Below are 16,329 nucleotides of genomic sequence, written 5' to 3' on the forward strand. Positions count from 1 at the left end.
CTTTCCTCCGAAGCGGCGCCCCGCCAGGGGGCGCCTCGTCCGGCTCAGCTGCCGGCGACCTTGCGTACGTGGGCGGACTCCTCGCCGAGGTTGTTCAGCATGCGCTCGCTGTACCAGTCGAGGAAGTTGATCACGCCGAACTCGTAGGTCTTCGAGTATGGACCCGGCTGGTAGGCGTCGGAGTTGATCCCGCGCTGGTTCTCCTCGGCCAGGCGACGGTCCTGGTCGTTGGTCGCGTCCCATACCTCGCGCAGGCGCGCCACGTCGTAGTCGACGCCCTCCACCGCGTCCTTGTGCACCAGCCACTTGGTGGTGACCACGGTTTCCTGGGCGCTGATCGGCCATACGGTGAAGACGATCAGGTGGTCGCCCATGCAGTGGTTCCAGGAGTGCGGCAGGTGCAGGATGCGCATCGAGCCGAGGTCGGGGTTCTTGATCCGGCCCATGAGCTTCCTGCTGCCCTGCTTGCCGTCCATGGTCATCGACACCGTGCCGTCCAACAGCGGCATGCGCACGATGCGGTTGCGCAGGCCGAAGCTGGCATGGGCGTACGGGATCTTCTCGGCCTCCCAGGCGCTGGTGCAGGCCGCCACCTGGTCCTTGAACGCCTGGCTGGCGCGCGGGTCGGTGACGTCGTCCCACTCCAGCAGGGTCTTCAGCAGTTCCGGGTGTGAGCCGTTGCAGTGGTAGCACTCGCGGTTGTTCTCGATCACCAGCTTCCAGTTGGCGGCTTCGCGGATGGTGGTCTGCACCGCCACCTTGGCGTTCTCCATGTCGTACGGCTCCATGTAGTGCTCGAGCGTCGCCAGGAAGTCGTCGATGGCCGGCGGGTTCTCCGCCAGGCTGATGAAGATGTAGCCGCCGGCGGTCTTCACCTGGATCGGCTTCAGGCCGTACTCCTTCATGTCGAAGTCGGCGCCCATCTCGGTACCGGCGAACAGCAGGCGGCCATCCAGCTCGTAGGTCCACTGGTGGTAGGGGCAGACCAGCTTGGCCACCTTGCCCTTCTCGCTCACGCACAGGCGCGAGCCGCGGTGCCGGCAGACGTTGTGGAAGGCATGCACCTGACCCTCGGCGCCACGGATCACCAGCACCGGGTTCTTGCCGATCTGCAGGGTGAGGAAATTGCCCTTGGCGGGAATCTCGCAGGTCATGCCGGCGATCAGCCATTCCTTGTGGAAGATCTCCTGCATGTCGATCTCGAACAGGCGCTGGTCGCAGTAGAACGGCTGTGGCAGGGAGAAGCTGTGGTCGCGGCTGCGCAACATGTCGGCGGTGGCCTTGCGGGCCGCTTCCAGGGGATCGCCGAGACTCAGGGTGGAAGTGACGTCCATCGGTAACTCCTCATGCCGCCCCCGCGCGGGTGGCGGCGGAAAAAGTGGCTGGTACGGTTGCTACGCAAGGTGGCGTTCACAGCCTTCCTCATCCCGGCGCGGGTCCGGAATCCCGCCCTGCCGATGGACGGGTCCCGCCGTGGCGGGAATGAAGGTCAGTCGCTCTACACGTCCGGGTCTTACCCTCCCGGGGTTCATGCAAACCCTCGTCTCGGCTGGTCTGGAGTGTGGGCCGGCGCCCGACGACGACCTTATCCATGGGCGACATGACCGCATCCGTTTCCGACGCTGCGGGCCGCGCCCCAGCGGGCAGGTCGCGATAAGCATGTAAATGTCGCTGGCAGGTAAATGAGCGCCCCCGGCGATGCGCACAATCCGCCCCATCAGGCCGTCGTCCGGCCCCGTGCGCGCGGAGAGATCACCATGTCGAGCAACTTCCTCAATCCGGTCACCACCCAGACCTGGGCCAACGGCCGGCACCTCGTGCGCTGCGTCAAGGTCATCCAGGAAACCTGGGACGTGCGCACCTTCTGCTTCATGGCCGACCAGCCGATCCTGTTTTTCTTCAAGCCGGGTCAGTTCGTCACCCTGGAGCTGGAGATCGACGGCGAGCCGGTGATGCGCTCCTACACCATCTCCAGCTCGCCCTCGGTGCCCTACAGCTTCTCCATCACCATCAAGCGGGTGCCGGGCGGACGGGTCTCCAACTGGCTGCACGACAATCTCAAGGAAGGCCAGGAGCTGCCGGTGCACGGCCCGGTCGGCCTGTTCAACGCCATCGACTTCCCGGCCGACAAGGTGCTGTTCCTCTCCGGCGGGGTCGGCATCACCCCGGTGATGTCCATGGCGCGCTGGTTCTTCGACACCAACGCCAACGTCGACATGGTCTTCGTCCACAGCGCCCGTTCGCCGAAAGACATCATCTACCACCGCGAGCTGGAACACATGGCCTCGCGGATCGACAACTTCAGCCTGCACATCATCTGCGAGCGCCACGGCCTCGGCGAAGCCTGGGCCGGCTACCGTGGCTACCTGAACCTGCGCATGCTGGAGCTGATCGCCCCGGACTTCCTCGAACGGGAGATCTTCTGCTGCGGCCCGACGCCCTACATGAGCGCGGTGAAGCACCTGCTGCAGGGCCACGGCTACGACATGAGCCGCTATCACGAGGAAGCCTTCGGGCCGACCCCGCCGGAGGTCCGCGCCGACGTCAGGGAACTGGCCGCGGAAGCCGCCGAGGCGCCGGAGGTACCGGTCGCCGACCAGCACCAGGTGGAATTCACCGCCACCGGCAAGAGCATCCGCGTCAGCCCCGGGGAAACCGTGCACGCCGCCGCCGCCAAGCTCGGCCTGCACATTCCGAAGGCCTGCGGGATGGGCATCTGCGGCACCTGCAAGGTAATGAAGACCGCCGGCGAGGTGGAGATGGAGCACAACGGCGGGATCACCGACGAGGATGTCGCCGAGGGCTACATCCTCTCCTGTTGCAGCGTGCCCAAGGGCGACGTGGTCATCGACTACTGAGGGCGCGCGGGAAACGCCAGGCGCTCCCAGTAGCGCCGCCGCGGCAACTCCTCGGCCGGCAGCCAGCGTCCGCCACAGTCCCGCAGCGACTCGGCGGGCGCCTCCAGCAGGTCATCCAGGGCCAGCACGTAGCGCCCCGTCCCCGCACTGCGGAAGCACAGGTCGACGTCGAAGCTGTCGAAGCACGGGTACTCGCCGAGGTCGTCGCGGTAGCGGCGCAACGTGCGCTCGCGCACGTCGAGCAGTAGCAGGCGCCACTGGTCTTGCTCCAGGTCGCTTTCCGCGTAGCGCTGGACGTGCCGGGTCAGCGCCAGGTAGCGACCGTCCGCCGACCAGATCATCGGCGCCGCCAGGTTGGCCACGCCGATGCCCGATGCGGTCAGCAGGTAGCCATCGCGGCTGAAGCCGGCGCGCACGTCCTCGTCGCGGTGCATGCCCTCGTAGTGGAAGCCGAAGCCCCAGGCGGCGTCCTTCGCGCCCACCGCCGGCAGGATGAAGTCGCCGTCGCTCCAGGGCCGCGGCGGCGCATCCAGCCAGCGCGTAGCGGGAAGCAGCCGCCAGGCGGAGCCGTCGAAGGCGACGCGCGCCTGTTCGTAGTAATGCCGCCAGTCGTCGCGGAAGCGACCGAACGCGTGCCACGCGCCTGGCTCGGGCAGCCCTTCGTCGAAGCGCCGCAGCAACCCGGGGTCGCCCTCTCCCGGCCCGCTCGGCGGCTGGTAGGCGTTGCGCCCGAGCAGGTGGACAAGATGCACCTGGCCATCGATGAAACCTTGCAGGTGCAGATCGGCCAGCGGCTCGGCGAGCCACTCCAGGCGCCGCTCCCGGCTATCGAGTATGGCCAGGCGCTGCGGCAGGGTCGGCGCCTCGGCGAAGGCCACCAGGGCCAGGTAGCGACCGCAATCGGACACGCGGTGGTCGAGCGTCCACTCGCCATCCAGGCGCCAATCGCCCAGGCGCAAGGCATAGGCGCCGCGCTCCGCCTCCCGGTCGTCGCGCAACCACTCCCAGGTGGCCCGGCTGCCATCGGCCAGCGGCGCGCTGCGCAAGCGGCAGCCCGGCCTGCCGGCCGCGCCATCCAGGGGCAGCAGCAGGTCCAGGCGCGGCATGTCGGCCTCGCGCCAGCGCGGCCGGTCGTCCGCATCGTGCCCCTCCAGAAGGTAGAGGCTGGAATGGCTGTACGAGCCCAGCGTGCCGTAGCGCTCGTAGGTCAGGCAGGGTTGCGCCAGGTCCAGGCCGAAACGCAGCCAGCCATCCTCCAGCCCGAGCAGTTCGGGCCCGCCGGCATGCGGCTCGGCGGACAACGCCGACCACGGCTCGCCCAGCGCCCGCAGACCGTCCTCCTCCCGCCACAGCCAATAGGCGTCATGCCCCAGCGGCTCGCGCGCAGCCTGTAGCGCCAGCGTCCGACCGTCATCGCTCCAGGCCAGTGGCGGCGCTTCCCGGGACGGATAGAGGCCGCTGGCCTCGCCGTTTATCCACAGCTCGCCGCGGTTGGCGCGCAGCGGCGCGAAAGGATCCTCCAGGGCCAGGAGGCTGGCCGGCAACCAGGGGCGGATTTCCAGCGCGGGCCCGCCAGGTGGAGACGTTAGCGGATGCGCGCGCAGATCCCCGCTCCAGCGCTGCCATTCGCTCTCGGGCAGCCAGAGGTCGCCGATGGCGACGAAGGCCTCGGCCTCGCTGCCGGCCTTGAGCGCCTGCAGCTCGAGGCGCTGCGGTGCGTTGGACGTCAGCGGGCTGTGCCGGCCGATCACCTCGCGCTCGGTGACGCTGTCCAGCTCCCAGAAGTTGTCCACGGCACAGCGGTAGAGCAAGCGCTCCTGCCGGTCGAAGATCGCCAGGCCCCAGGCGCCTCGGCTCGGTATCGGCGAAACGAAGTGGCGGCCATCACTGGAAAAGCGTGCCGAAGGATTGCAGTCGGGGATGAAGCAACCGTCAGGCATCAGGTAGTGGCATACCAGCGGGCCGCCCATGGCGATCTCGCCGCCGTCGAACAGACGGATCGCCTCGCCCTCGGGGGTCCGCTCGGGCGCTTCGCCGCCCCAGGCGCTACCTCCCGCCGGCAGCGGTACGTCCAGCGCTCGCGGAGCCTGGCGCTCCAGGCGCAGGCCGCGCTCGAAACGGATCTGCAACAGCACGCCGCCGATCACCGCCAGCAACCCACCGCCCAGTCCCAGCCAGAAGCCCGGCAGAGCCTGGCCCAGGGCGATGCCGCCACCAAGAACCCAGAAGAACAGCGCCTGTTGCAGACGATACGGCACCTTGCCGCGCCAACGATCCGTGGCCCACTCGGCGCCCAGCAGCAACGCCCAGCCCAGCGCTACCAGCGGCAATGGCAGGAGAACGCCAAGGGCCAGCAGCACGGCGATCCAGGCGATCTCGCCGAAGCCTTCGAGCAACAAGCGGCCGAGCGGCTTGTCTGACATCCGATCATCCATGATCCATCCCACTTTCCTGGCAAAAGCCAAGGGTAATCAAGGCTCCGGCCAACCACCAGAGCCATCGCGAAGCTGTCCTTCTCATACTTGAAAACACCAGGGTGCGAAGGTTGTCCACATTCGGCCTGGAATTCCATACAGGTATTCCTTCGCCGCCTGGAGGTTCGCGAAATCTTAATTCAAGTATTTGAAATAAAAGGTAAATTATAAAAATTCAAGTGGGTTTCAGGGGCTGGGCACGAAGCCCTTCACGGTCTCCGGGAAGCCCTTTCGAGAGCGAGTTGATCACAGACTTATCCACAAGTTGTGCAAGCCATTGCCCTGCGGGTTCAGGGTCGACATACCGACAATGCCCCACTCTCCGAGGCGCGAGGGCTCCGCGAGCCTATCCGGCTTCCCTTCCCGGTAAATCGCGCTTCGCCGCCCGTTCGGGCTGGCCGCGTGCTCCTGCTCATTTAACGATCAATCCGCCAGGCGCCCCGCCGTACGGCCCCTCCAGGCGTGAACGAACAACTTTTCCACAGGGCTTTACACTTTCCTTGGGGAAAATCAAAAAAATATTCACAGCATGGAGAAAAACCTCTGCCTTTTCTGGCAATCCAGTTCTTCCCACGCGCGCCGATCATTTGTTGACCAATCCAGTGCAGACCTGTCTTTATGCGGCTTTCGGCGCTATCCATACAGGTTGTCCACAAGGCTTTCCAGGCCTTTTGTGAGCAACCCCAAGCTTATGCACATGCTCCCTAAAGTAAGCCGGCAGCCTGTTGACGGAGATTCCGCTCAATTCTTGACCAACAGCCTGGAAGGCGCGAAAACTCTGGCTCCCAGCATTCTATAAACAGGCTCTTCACACCGACCTCAACAGGAATTGGGGGAAATTCCCTTCGGCGATTGCATCCGCTGTCCCGCGACATCGGAGCGGGAGAATTTTGTCTTTTCCCTCAAGCCATTACGTCCGCTCAGGATATTTTCGGCATTTACCCCGCGTCGGTGCTTTCTTTTCTGTCCACAGGCTTGCAGGGGCCCCCGGGGACAATGCCCGTCATCGTTTCGTCAGCGCTTTTCACCTGAACCGTCATCGTCCTTTCACAAACGGCTGTTTTCGCTCAAAAACCGACCAGCCTCCGAAGAGCCCGGCGGGGCGCTGCCCGGAAGCGACTGCGAACACGTTATTCACATTCGGCTCCACAGTGTTTGTGGATTGGCCAGGTTCTCGCGCCTCGGGAGTGGAGCCGCGTGGATAAAGGCTTTCGGCGCCCCCGGCGGAGACAGGAAGGGCGTACCCGGGGGTACTTTTGCATAGCTCCCGAACAGTTAGTTCACAGAGTTATCCACAGGATATGAGGAACAGCGGCCGCCCCGCGTCACGGAGGCGGCCGAGAGCGGGCTCAGGCGCCCATCACCAGGCGAATGTCCCGCGCCAGTTCGCGGACCCGCTCGATATCGGTATCCCAGGAACACATGAAGCGCGCACCGCCCTCGCCAATGAAGGTGTAGAAGCGCCAACCGCGCGCGCGCAGGGCCTCGATCGCCGGCTCGGAAAGCTGCAGGAACACGCCGTTGGCTTCCACCGGGAACATCAGGCTCACCCCGGGTACATCGGCCACCAGCTCGGCCAGCAGCCGCGCGCAACGATTGGCGTGATCGGCGTAGCGCAACCAGGCATCGTCCTGCAGTACGCCGACCCAGGGCGCGGCGAGGAAGCGCATCTTCGAGGCCAGTTGGCCGGCCTGCTTGCAGCGGTAGTCGAAATCCTCGGCCAGGTCGCGGTTGAAGAACAGGATCGCCTCACCCACCGCCATGCCATTCTTGGTGCCGCCGAAGCAGAGCACGTCGACCCCGGCCTTCCAGCTCAGCTCCGCCGGCGAGCAGCCGAGGAAGGCGCAGGCGTTGGAGAAACGCGCGCCGTCCATGTGCAGGTGCAGGCCGAGCTCCTTGCAGGTGGCGCTGATCGCCTTCAGCTCATCCGGGCGGTACACCGTGCCGACCTCGGTGGCCTGGGTGAGCGTCACCACGCGTGGCTTCGGGTAGTGGATGTCCTGGCGCTTGAGGGCGATATCGCGGATCGACGCCGGGGTCAGCTTGCCGACCTCGGTCTGCGCCAGCAGAAGCTTGGAGCCGTTGGAGAAGAACTCCGGCGCGCCGCACTCGTCGGTCTCGACGTGGGCGGTCTCGGAGCAGATCACGCTGTGGTAGCTCTGGCACAGCGCAGCCAGGGCCAGGGAGTTGGCGGCGGTGCCGTTGAAGGCGAAGAACACTTCGCAATCGGTCTCGAACAACTGGCGGAAATAGTCCGAAGCGCGCGCGGTCCACTGGTCGTCGCCATAGGCGCGTTCGTGGCCACGGTTGGCTTCGGCCATCGCCGCCCAGGCTTCGGGGCAGATGCCGGAATAGTTGTCGCTGGCGAACTGTTGGGTGTGATCGGTCATGTGGGCCTCGGATGGAACGGTTGCCGAGCCCTTGTGGGGCTCCGTGCGGTGGCGCCGGCACCGGTACGTGCCGACACAGTCTGTCAGGGTAGCTTGGTCAGCTTCATCTGCTCGACGAACGGCACCAGTACCTGGCGCATCGCCGTGGCGCTGCCGCCATTGGGCGTGTCGCGGGTGCTGAGGGTCAGTACGTAGCGGTTCTTGATCACTCCGCTGAGGGTCGAGGCGCCTTCCTCGCCCTTGGCCGGGACCATCACTCCCAGCGGGTCGCCCATCCGCGTGGTATCGATCAGCGGCAGGTAGTCCTCGCCGCCGAAGCGCTCGGCGGTGCCGTTCTTCAGCGCGGTCTCGCGGGTCTTGTGGAGCAGGGTCAGGTTGGTCCGGGTCATCTCGCGCAGCTTGTCCTGCGCCGCCCGGTAGGCCACCGCGTCGCCCTCGGTCGGCGGCGCCGGCAGGCCGGTGTCGGTGAGGACGATCTCCAGGCGCTTGCTGCCGTCGGCGGCGCCGAAGACCACGGTGGCGTCGTTGTACCCACACTGGCGGGAGAGGAAGTCGTAGCCGAACAGTGGCTTGCCGGCCGGCGGCAAGGCCACTTCGAGTTCATGGCCGGTGCAGGAGTCGGCCGGCAACGCAGGCGCGGCGGCCTGCTTTTCGTCGCCGCCCCCGCACCCTTGCAGGGATGCGCCGAGCAGCACGGCGGAAAGGAAGATCAGCGGGCGTTTCATGGTGTTCTCGCAGGACGAAGAGCACGCAGTTTAGCGCCAGCCCGGGGCGTTCCGCATCGGTTGCCGAATCCCGCCGGCATGTCGCAAACGCACCTCCCCGTGGCGTGCATAGGCATCTGGGCCGCCAGGGCCGGTCATACCATCGCTGGCAAAGGGACCGCGTGTCCCGTTGCAGCCATTCCGGCGCGGTTCCGGCGCCGCAGGGAGACCCAGCGATGTTCAGCAAGCATGACCAGATCCGCGGCTACGACGACGAGCTGCTCGCCGCGATGGACGCCGAAGAGGCCCGCCAGGAAGACCATCTCGAACTGATCGCCTCGGAGAACTACACCAGCAGGCGGGTCATGCAGGCGCAGGGCAGCGGCCTGACCAACAAATATGCCGAGGGCTATCCGGGCAAGCGCTACTACGGCGGCTGCGAACACGTCGACAAGGTCGAGCAGCTGGCCATCGACCGCGCCAGGCAACTGTTCGGCGCCGACTACGCCAACGTCCAGCCGCATTCCGGTTCCTCGGCCAACGCCGCGGTGTACCTGGCGCTGCTCAACGCCGGCGACACCATCCTGGGCATGAGCCTGGCCCATGGCGGTCATCTCACCCACGGCGCCAAGGTGTCCTCCTCCGGCAAGCTGTACAACGCCGTGCAGTACGGCCTGGACACCGCTACCGGGCTGATCGACTACGACGAAGTCGAGCGCCTGGCCGTGGAGCATAAGCCGAAGATGATCGTCGCCGGCTTCTCCGCCTACTCCAAGACCCTCGACTTCCCGCGCTTCCGCGCCATCGCCGACAAGGTCGGCGCGCTGCTGTTCGTCGACATGGCCCACGTCGCCGGGCTGGTCGCCGCCGGCCTCTACCCGAACCCGATCCCCTTCGCCGACGTGGTCACCACCACCACCCACAAGACCCTGCGCGGCCCGCGCGGCGGCCTGATCCTGGCGCGCGCCAACGAAGAGATCGAGAAGAAGCTCAACTCCGCGGTATTCCCCGGCGCCCAGGGCGGCCCGCTGATGCATGTGATCGCGGCCAAGGCGGTGTGCTTCAAGGAAGCGCTGGAGCCGGGCTTCAAGGACTACCAGGCGCAGGTGATCCGCAACGCCCGGGCGATGGCCGAGGTATTCATCGGGCGCGGCTACGACGTGGTTTCCGGCGGTACCGACAACCACCTGATGCTGATCAGCCTGGTGCGCCAGGGCCTGACCGGCAAGGAAGCCGACGCCGCCCTCGGCCGGGTCGGCATCACGGTGAACAAGAACGCCGTGCCGAACGATCCGCAGAGCCCGTTCGTCACCTCCGGCATCCGCATCGGCACCCCGGCCATCACCACCCGCGGGCTGCAGGAAGCGCAGAGCCGCGAACTGGCCGGCTGGATCTGCGACATCCTCGACCACCTCGGCGATGCCGACGTGGAAGCCAAGGTCGCCACCCAGGTCGCCGGTCTCTGCGCGGACTTCCCGGTCTACCGCTGAGCCCCCGAAGACGGTCGGGGAGCCCGACGCGCCCCGGCCCAACCCTCTCCGCGGGAGAGGGAGCAACAGTTCAGGAGCATCCACATGCAACGCTACTCCGGCTTCGGCCTGTTAAAGCATTCACTGAGCCATCACGAGAACTGGCAACGCATGTGGCGCACGCCCACGCCGAAGCCGGTCTACGACGTGGTCATCGTCGGCGGCGGCGGGCACGGCCTGGCCACCGCCTACTACCTGGCCAAGGAACACGGCATCAGCAACGTGGCGGTAGTCGAGAAAGGCTGGCTGGGCGGCGGCAACACCGCGCGCAACACCACCATCGTGCGCTCCAACTACCTGTGGGACGAGTCCGCGCTGCTCTACGAGCACGCGATGAAGCTGTGGGAGGGCCTGTCCCAGGACCTCAACTACAACGTGATGTTCTCCCAGCGCGGGGTCTACAACCTCTGCCACACCCTCCAGGACATGCGCGACGGCGAGCGCCGGGTCAGCGCCAACCGCCTCAACGGCGTCGACGGCGAACTGTTGAACGCGCAGCAGGTGGCGGAGGAGATTCCCTATCTGGATTGCAGCAAGAACACCCGCTACCCGATCCTGGGCGCGACCATCCAGCGTCGCGGCGGCGTCGCCCGCCATGACGCGGTGGCCTGGGGCTTCGCCCGCGCCGCCGATGCCCTGGGCGTGGACCTGATCCAGCAGACCGAAGTCACCGGCTTCCGCAAGCAGGACGGCGCGGTGATCGGCGTCGAGACCAACCGCGGCTTCATCGGCGCGCGTCGTGTCGGCGTGGTCACCGCCGGCAACTCCGGGCACATGGCCAGGCTCGCCGGCTTCCGCCTGCCGCTGGAGTCGCACCCGTTGCAGGCTCTGGTCTCCGAGCCGCTGAAGCCGATCATCGATAGCGTGATCATGTCCAACGCCGTGCATGGCTACATCAGCCAGTCGGACAAAGGCGACCTGGTCATCGGCGCCGGCATCGACGGCTACAACGGCTACGGCCAGCGCGGCTCTTACCCGGTGATCGAGCACACCCTGCAAGCCATCGTCGAGATGTTCCCGGTGCTCTCGCGGGTACGCATGAACCGCCAGTGGGGCGGCATCGTCGACACCACCCCGGACGCCTGCCCGATCATCGGCAAGACTCCGGTGCAGAACCTGTTCTTCAACTGCGGCTGGGGCACCGGCGGCTTCAAGGCCACCCCCGGCTCCGGAAACGTCTTCGCCGCCACCCTGGCCAAGGGCGAACCGCATCCGCTGGCCGCGCCCTTCTCCATCGAACGCTTCCACAGCGGTGCGCTGATCGACGAGCACGGCGCGGCGGCAGTGGCGCACTGACAAAAGCCGCCCGAAGGGCGAAATCCGCTGCCCCTCGCCCTTCAGGGAGAGGGTGCCGGTCAGCCGGCAAGAACAGTTTCCGGAGACTACAAAATGCTGCACATCTTCTGCCCCCACTGCGGGGAACTGCGTTCCGAAGAGGAATTCCACGCCAAGGGCCAGGCGCACATCCCGCGCCCGCTAGATCCGAACGCCTGCAGCGACGAGGAATGGGGCGACTACATGTTCTTCCGCGACAACCCGCGCGGCCTCCATCACGAGCTGTGGGTACACGCCGCCGGCTGCCGCAAGTACTTCAACGTCACCCGCCACACGGTGACCTACGAGATTCTCGAGACCTACCCGATCGGCGAGCAACCCGGCGTCGCCGCCGACGGTGAGAAGAAACCCGCCGTACAAGGGGAGCCGGCATGAGCCAGATCAATCGCCTGTCCAGCGGCGGCCGCATCGACCGCGAGCGCCCGCTGACCTTCAGCTTCAACGGCCAGCACTACCAGGGCTATGCCGGCGACAGCCTGGCCGCCGCGCTGCTGGCCAACGGCGTCGACATCGTCGGCCGCAGCTTCAAGTACTCGCGGGCGCGCGGCATCGTCGCCGCCGGTGCCGAGGAGCCCAACGCGATCCTGCAGATCGGCTCCCGCGAAGCCACCCAGATCCCCAACGTGCGCGCCACCCAGCAGGCCCTCTACGGCGGCCTGGTGGCCACCAGCACCAACGGCTGGCCGAACGTGCAGAACGACCTGATGGGAATCTTCGGCAAGGTCGGCGGCAAGCTGATGCCGCCCGGTTTCTACTACAAGACCTTCATGTACCCGCAGTCGATGTGGATGACCTACGAGAAGTACATCCGCAAGGCCGCGGGCCTGGGCCGCGCGCCGACCGAGGTCGATCCGGACAGCTACGACTGGATGAACCACCACTGCGACGTGCTGGTGGTCGGCGCCGGCCCGGCCGGCCTGGCCGCCGCCCTCGCCGCCGCTCGCAGCGGCGCACGGGTGATCCTCGCCGACGAACAGGAAGAATTCGGCGGCAGCCTGCTGGACACCCGCGAGACCCTCGACGGCAAGCCCGCCGCCGAGTGGGTCGCGGACGCCGTGGCCGAGCTGCGAGGCCTGCCGGAAGTCATCCTGCTGCCGCGCGCCACGGTCAACGGCTACCACGACCACAACTTCCTCACCATCCACGAGCGACGCACCGACCACCTCGGCGAGGTCGCCCCGCTCGGCCAGGTTCGCCAGCGCGTGCACCGCGTGCGCGCCAAGCGCGTGGTGCTGGCCGCCGGCGCCCATGAGCGGCCGCTGGTCTACGGCAACAACGACCTGCCCGGCAACATGCTCGCCGGCGCGGTTTCCACCTATGTACGGCGCTACGGCGTGGCTCCGGGCAGGAAACTGGTGCTGGCCACCAACAACGACTACGCCTACCGCGTCGCCCTCGACTGGCAGGAAGCCGGCCTGCACGTGGTGGCCATCGCCGACGCACGGGCCAATCCGCGCGGCGAGTGGGTCGAGGAAGCACGCCAACGCGGCATGCGGGTGATCACCGGCAGTTCGGTGATCGAGGCTCGCGGCGGCAAGCGGGTCAGCGGCGCCAAGGTCGCCCGGATCGACCTGCAGGCCATGCGCGCCAGCGGCGGCGAATGGCTGGACTGCGACCTGATCGCCAGCTCCGGCGGCTACAGCCCGGTCGTGCACCTGGCCTCGCACCTGGGCGGCAAGCCGCAATGGCGCGAGGAAATCCTCGCCTTCGTCCCCGGCGAAGGCCTGCAGAAGCGCATCTGCGCCGGCGCCGTGAACGGCGTGTTCGGGCTCGCCGAGGTACTCGCCGACGGCTACCAGGCCGGCGGCCGCGCCGCCCTCGACGCCGGCTACAAGACCGCCGCCGGCAGCCTGCCGAAGGTCCAGCCACGCCGCGAGGAAGCGCCCGTCGCGCTGTTCCAGGTGCCCCACGAGAAGCCCACGGCGCGCGCGCCGAAGCAGTTCGTCGATCCGCAGAACGACGTCACCGCCGCCGCCATCGAACTGGCCTGCCGCGAGGGCTTCGAGTCCATCGAGCACGTCAAGCGCTACACCGCGCTGGGCTTCGGCACCGACCAGGGCAAGCTGGGCAACATCAACGGCCTGGCGATCGCCGCGCGGGCCCAGGGCAAGAGCATCGCCGACACCGGCACCACCATGTTCCGCCCGAACTACACCCCGGTGACCTTCGGCGCCGTCGCCGGCCGCCACTGCGGGCATCTGTTCGAACCGGTGCGCTTCACCGCCCTGCACGCCTGGCACGTGAAGAACGGCGCCGAGTTCGAGGACGTCGGCCAGTGGAAGCGGCCGTGGTACTTCCCGCGCCGCGGCGAGGACATGCACGCCGCCGTGGCCCGCGAATGCCGCGCGGTGCGCGAGGCGGTCGGCCTGCTCGACGCCTCGACCCTGGGTAAGATCGACATCCAGGGCCCGGACGCGCGGGAGTTCCTCAATCGGGTCTACACCAACGCCTGGACCAAGCTCGACGTCGGCAAGGCGCGCTACGGCCTGATGTGCAAGGAAGACGGGATGGTCTTCGACGACGGCGTGACCGCCTGCCTGGCCGACAACCACTTCGTCATGACCACCACCACCGGCGGCGCCGCCCGCGTGCTGGAGTGGCTGGAGCTGTACCACCAGACCGAATGGCCGGAACTGAAGGTGTACTTCACCTCGGTCACCGACCACTACGCGACCCTCACCCTGTCCGGCCCGAACAGCCGCAAGCTGCTCGCCGAAGTCACCGACATCGACCTGGACAAGGACGCCTTCCCCTTCATGACCTGGAAGGAAGGCAAGGTCGCCGGGGTGCCGGCGCGGGTGTTCCGCATCTCCTTCACCGGCGAGCTGAGCTACGAGGTGAACGTCCAGGCCGACTACGCCATGGGCGTGCTCGAAGCGCTCGCCGAGCACGGCGCGAAGTACGGCCTGACGCCCTACGGCACCGAGACCATGCACGTCCTGCGCGCCGAGAAGGGCTTCATCATCGTCGGCCAGGACACCGATGCCTCGGTCACCCCGGACGATCTCAACATGGGCTGGGCGGTGGGCCGCAGCAAGCCGTTCTCCTGGATCGGCTGGCGCGGCATGAACCGCGCCGACTGCCTGCGCGAGGAGCGCAAGCAACTGGTCGGTCTCAAGCCGAGCAACCCGCAGGAGGTACTGCCCGAAGGCGCGCAGCTGGTGTTCGACACCCAGCAGGCGATCCCGATGAAGATGGTCGGCCACGTCACCTCCAGCTACATGAGCGCCAGCCTCGGCCACGGCTTCGCCCTGGCGGTGGTGAAGGGCGGCCTCAAGCGCATGGGCCAGAAGGTCTACGCGCCGCTGGCGGACGGCCGCTTCATCGAGGCGGAGATCTGTTCCTCGGTGTTCTACGACCCGAAAGGGGAACGGCAGAACGTGGATTGAGCGGAGAGGGGTTCGCCCCTCTTCCCGGCCCTCTCCCCGAAGGGAGAGGGCAGACAGGCTACCAGGGCGCGCGGCGCCCGAAGGTGAAAACGAATGAGCAAGGCAAACGTCTACCAGCAACGCCCCGAACCCGGCGTCCACGCCGAATCGCCGCTGCACCATGCCGAGCTGCACAAGCTCGCCGGCAAGACCGCCGCGAAGGCCGGTATCGTCCTGCGCGAGAAGAAGCTGCTCGGCCACCTGGTGCTGCGCGGCGACGCCGCCGACCCGACCTTCGCCGCCGCCGTACACCAGGCCCTCGGCCTGGAACTGCCGGTGGCCCTGACCCTGGTCGCCAGCGGCGAGACCTCGCTGCAATGGCTGGCCCCGGACGAATGGTTGCTGATCGTCCCCGGCGGCGAGGAATACGCCGTCGAGCAGCGCCTGCGCCAGGCCCTGGGCGGGGAGCTGCACTACGCGGTGGTCAACGTCAGCGGCGGGCAGACGCTGCTCGAACTGAGCGGAGCGAACGTCCGCGAACTGCTGATGAAATCCACCAGCTACGACGTGCATCCGAGCAACTTCCCGGTGGGCAAGGCGGTCGGCAGCATCTTCGCCAAGTCGCAATGCGTGATCCGCCATACCGGCGAGGACACCTGGGAGCTGGTCGTGCGCCGCAGCTTCGCCGACTACTTCTGGCTCTGGTTGCAGGACGCCAGCGCCGAATACGGCCTGCAGATAGCGGCATGAGCAGCCTTCCCCTCTCCCCGAGAGGGGATACCGGACCCGGAGCCTCGCGATGAGCCGTACCCCCGACACCTGGATCCTCACCGCCGACAGTCCCAGCCTGCTGGGCACCGTCGACGTGGTGACGCGCTACCTCTTCGAGCAGCGCTGCTACGTCACCGAGCACCACTCGTTCGACGACCGCCTGGCGCAACGCTTCTTCATCCGCGTTGAGTTCCGCGCCGGCGAAGGCTTCGACGAAGCCTCCTTCCGCGCCGGACTGGCCGAACGGGTGGCGCCGTTCGGCATGCGTACCGAGCTGACCGCGCCGGGCTACCGCAGCCAGGTGGCGATCATGGTTTCCAAGGCCGATCACTGCCTGAACGACCTGCTTTACCGCCAGCGCATCGGCCAGTTGCCGATGGACGTGGTGGCGGTGATTTCCAATCATCCGGACCTGGAGCCGCTGGCGCGCTGGCACGGCATTCCCTACCACCACTTCCCGCTCGACCCGAACGACAAGCCGGCCCAGGAAGCCAGGGTCTGGCAGGTGCTCGAGGAGAGCGGCGCCGAACTGGTGATCCTCGCTCGCTACATGCAGGTGCTGTCGCCGGAACTGTGCCGGCGCCTGGACGGCTGGGCGATCAACATCCATCACTCGCTGCTGCCCGGCTTCAAGGGCGCCAAGCCATACCACCAGGCCTACCAGAAGGGCGTGAAGCTGGTCGGCGCCACCGCCCACTACATCAACAACGACCTCGACGAAGGGCCGATCATCGCCCAGGGCGTCGAGACGGTCGACCACGCCCACTACCCCGAGGACCTGATCGCCAAGGGCCGCGACATCGAGTGCCTGACCCTGGCGCGGGCGGTGGGCTACCACATCGAGCGGAGGGTGTTTCTCAACGCCAATCGGACCGTGGTGCTGTAAGCGCGCCCTCTTCC

Annotated in this window: 11 protein-coding genes; 7 read left to right on the forward strand and 4 right to left on the reverse strand. The window is 67.0% G+C overall.

The annotated features are described in order from the left end of the window. Nucleotides 1-44: 44 nt before the first annotated feature. On the reverse strand, nt 45-1,334 hold the full coding sequence (gene gbcA, locus B7D75_RS28045) for a glycine-betaine demethylase subunit GbcA (protein ID WP_012077995.1): 1,290 nt from the start codon (nt 1,332-1,334) through the stop codon (nt 45-47). A 423-nt stretch (nt 1,335-1,757) separates the two neighbouring features. On the opposite strand from gbcA, the gene gbcB reads away from it, so the two are divergent. Further along, on the forward strand, nt 1,758-2,858 hold the full coding sequence (gene gbcB / locus B7D75_RS28055; protein ID WP_003096769.1) for a glycine-betaine demethylase subunit GbcB: 1,101 nt from the start codon (nt 1,758-1,760) through the stop codon (nt 2,856-2,858). Here gbcB and B7D75_RS28060 read toward each other — a convergent pair. The 3 genes from B7D75_RS28060 to B7D75_RS28070 form a co-directional block, all read right to left on the reverse strand. Next, nucleotides 2,852-5,281, reverse strand: a complete 2,430-nt coding sequence (locus tag B7D75_RS28060) for a ferredoxin (RefSeq protein WP_107114612.1) — start codon at nt 5,279-5,281, stop codon at nt 2,852-2,854. The genes gbcB and B7D75_RS28060 overlap by 7 nt on opposite strands. Before the next feature lie 1,400 nt (nt 5,282-6,681). Next, nucleotides 6,682-7,722, reverse strand: a complete 1,041-nt coding sequence (locus B7D75_RS28065; RefSeq protein WP_003105702.1) for a threonine aldolase family protein — start codon at nt 7,720-7,722, stop codon at nt 6,682-6,684. Between the two features lie 83 nt (nt 7,723-7,805). Next, nucleotides 7,806-8,447 (reverse strand): hypothetical protein, encoded by a 642-nt coding sequence (locus B7D75_RS28070; RefSeq protein WP_034082441.1) that lies wholly within the window; start codon nt 8,445-8,447, stop codon nt 7,806-7,808. 215 nt (nt 8,448-8,662) lie between these two features. On the opposite strand from B7D75_RS28070, the gene glyA reads away from it, so the two are divergent. The 6 genes from glyA to B7D75_RS28100 all read left to right on the forward strand — a co-directional run bounded on the left by glyA (nt 8,663) and on the right by B7D75_RS28100 (nt 16,315). Further along, nucleotides 8,663-9,916: a serine hydroxymethyltransferase gene (glyA, locus tag B7D75_RS28075; RefSeq protein WP_012077998.1), complete on the forward strand. Its 1,254-nt coding sequence runs from the start codon at nt 8,663-8,665 to the stop codon at nt 9,914-9,916. A gap of 84 nt (nt 9,917-10,000) precedes the next feature. Continuing rightward, nucleotides 10,001-11,251 carry a sarcosine oxidase subunit beta gene (locus B7D75_RS28080; protein WP_034080655.1) on the forward strand — a complete coding sequence of 417 codons (1,251 nt, stop codon included), beginning with the start codon at nt 10,001-10,003 and terminating at the stop codon, nt 11,249-11,251. Between the two features lie 93 nt (nt 11,252-11,344). Then, nucleotides 11,345-11,665 (forward strand): sarcosine oxidase subunit delta, encoded by a 321-nt coding sequence (locus B7D75_RS28085; RefSeq protein ID WP_012078000.1) that lies wholly within the window; start codon nt 11,345-11,347, stop codon nt 11,663-11,665. Further along, on the forward strand, nt 11,662-14,679 hold the full coding sequence (locus B7D75_RS28090; RefSeq protein WP_033997005.1) for a sarcosine oxidase subunit alpha: 3,018 nt from the start codon (nt 11,662-11,664) through the stop codon (nt 14,677-14,679). Before B7D75_RS28085 ends, B7D75_RS28090 begins: the two co-directional genes overlap by 4 nt. 93 nt (nt 14,680-14,772) lie before the next feature. Then, nucleotides 14,773-15,408 carry a sarcosine oxidase subunit gamma gene (locus tag B7D75_RS28095; protein WP_058130381.1) on the forward strand — a complete coding sequence of 212 codons (636 nt, stop codon included), beginning with the start codon at nt 14,773-14,775 and terminating at the stop codon, nt 15,406-15,408. 49 nt (nt 15,409-15,457) lie between these two features. Next, the gene (locus B7D75_RS28100) at nt 15,458-16,315 is read left to right on the forward strand and encodes a formyltetrahydrofolate deformylase (RefSeq protein ID WP_003157890.1); all 858 of its coding nucleotides are present in this window, start codon (nt 15,458-15,460) and stop codon (nt 16,313-16,315) included. The last annotated feature ends 14 nt before the right edge of the window (nt 16,316-16,329 follow it).

The sequence above is a fragment of the Pseudomonas paraeruginosa genome (genome assembly GCF_003025345.2).
Taxonomy (GTDB): Bacteria; Pseudomonadota; Gammaproteobacteria; order Pseudomonadales; family Pseudomonadaceae; genus Pseudomonas; species Pseudomonas paraeruginosa.

Excerpts from the sequence above, each read along its gene's own strand:
- B7D75_RS28065 (WP_003105702.1), bottom strand. The coding sequence starts at position 7,722 with ATGACCGATCACACCCAACAGTTCGCCAGCGACAACTATTCCGGCATC.
- B7D75_RS28085 (WP_012078000.1), top strand. The coding sequence starts at position 11,345 with ATGCTGCACATCTTCTGCCCCCACTGCGGGGAACTGCGTTCCGAAGAG.
- B7D75_RS28090 (WP_033997005.1), top strand. The coding sequence starts at position 11,662 with ATGAGCCAGATCAATCGCCTGTCCAGCGGCGGCCGCATCGACCGCGAG.
- glyA (WP_012077998.1), top strand. The coding sequence starts at position 8,663 with ATGTTCAGCAAGCATGACCAGATCCGCGGCTACGACGACGAGCTGCTC.
- B7D75_RS28060 (WP_107114612.1), bottom strand. The coding sequence starts at position 5,281 with ATGTCAGACAAGCCGCTCGGCCGCTTGTTGCTCGAAGGCTTCGGCGAG.
- B7D75_RS28080 (WP_034080655.1), top strand. The coding sequence starts at position 10,001 with ATGCAACGCTACTCCGGCTTCGGCCTGTTAAAGCATTCACTGAGCCAT.
- B7D75_RS28095 (WP_058130381.1), top strand. The coding sequence starts at position 14,773 with ATGAGCAAGGCAAACGTCTACCAGCAACGCCCCGAACCCGGCGTCCAC.
- gbcB (WP_003096769.1), top strand. The coding sequence starts at position 1,758 with ATGTCGAGCAACTTCCTCAATCCGGTCACCACCCAGACCTGGGCCAAC.
- B7D75_RS28070 (WP_034082441.1), bottom strand. The coding sequence starts at position 8,447 with ATGAAACGCCCGCTGATCTTCCTTTCCGCCGTGCTGCTCGGCGCATCC.
- B7D75_RS28100 (WP_003157890.1), top strand. The coding sequence starts at position 15,458 with ATGAGCCGTACCCCCGACACCTGGATCCTCACCGCCGACAGTCCCAGC.
- gbcA (WP_012077995.1), bottom strand. The coding sequence starts at position 1,334 with ATGGACGTCACTTCCACCCTGAGTCTCGGCGATCCCCTGGAAGCGGCC.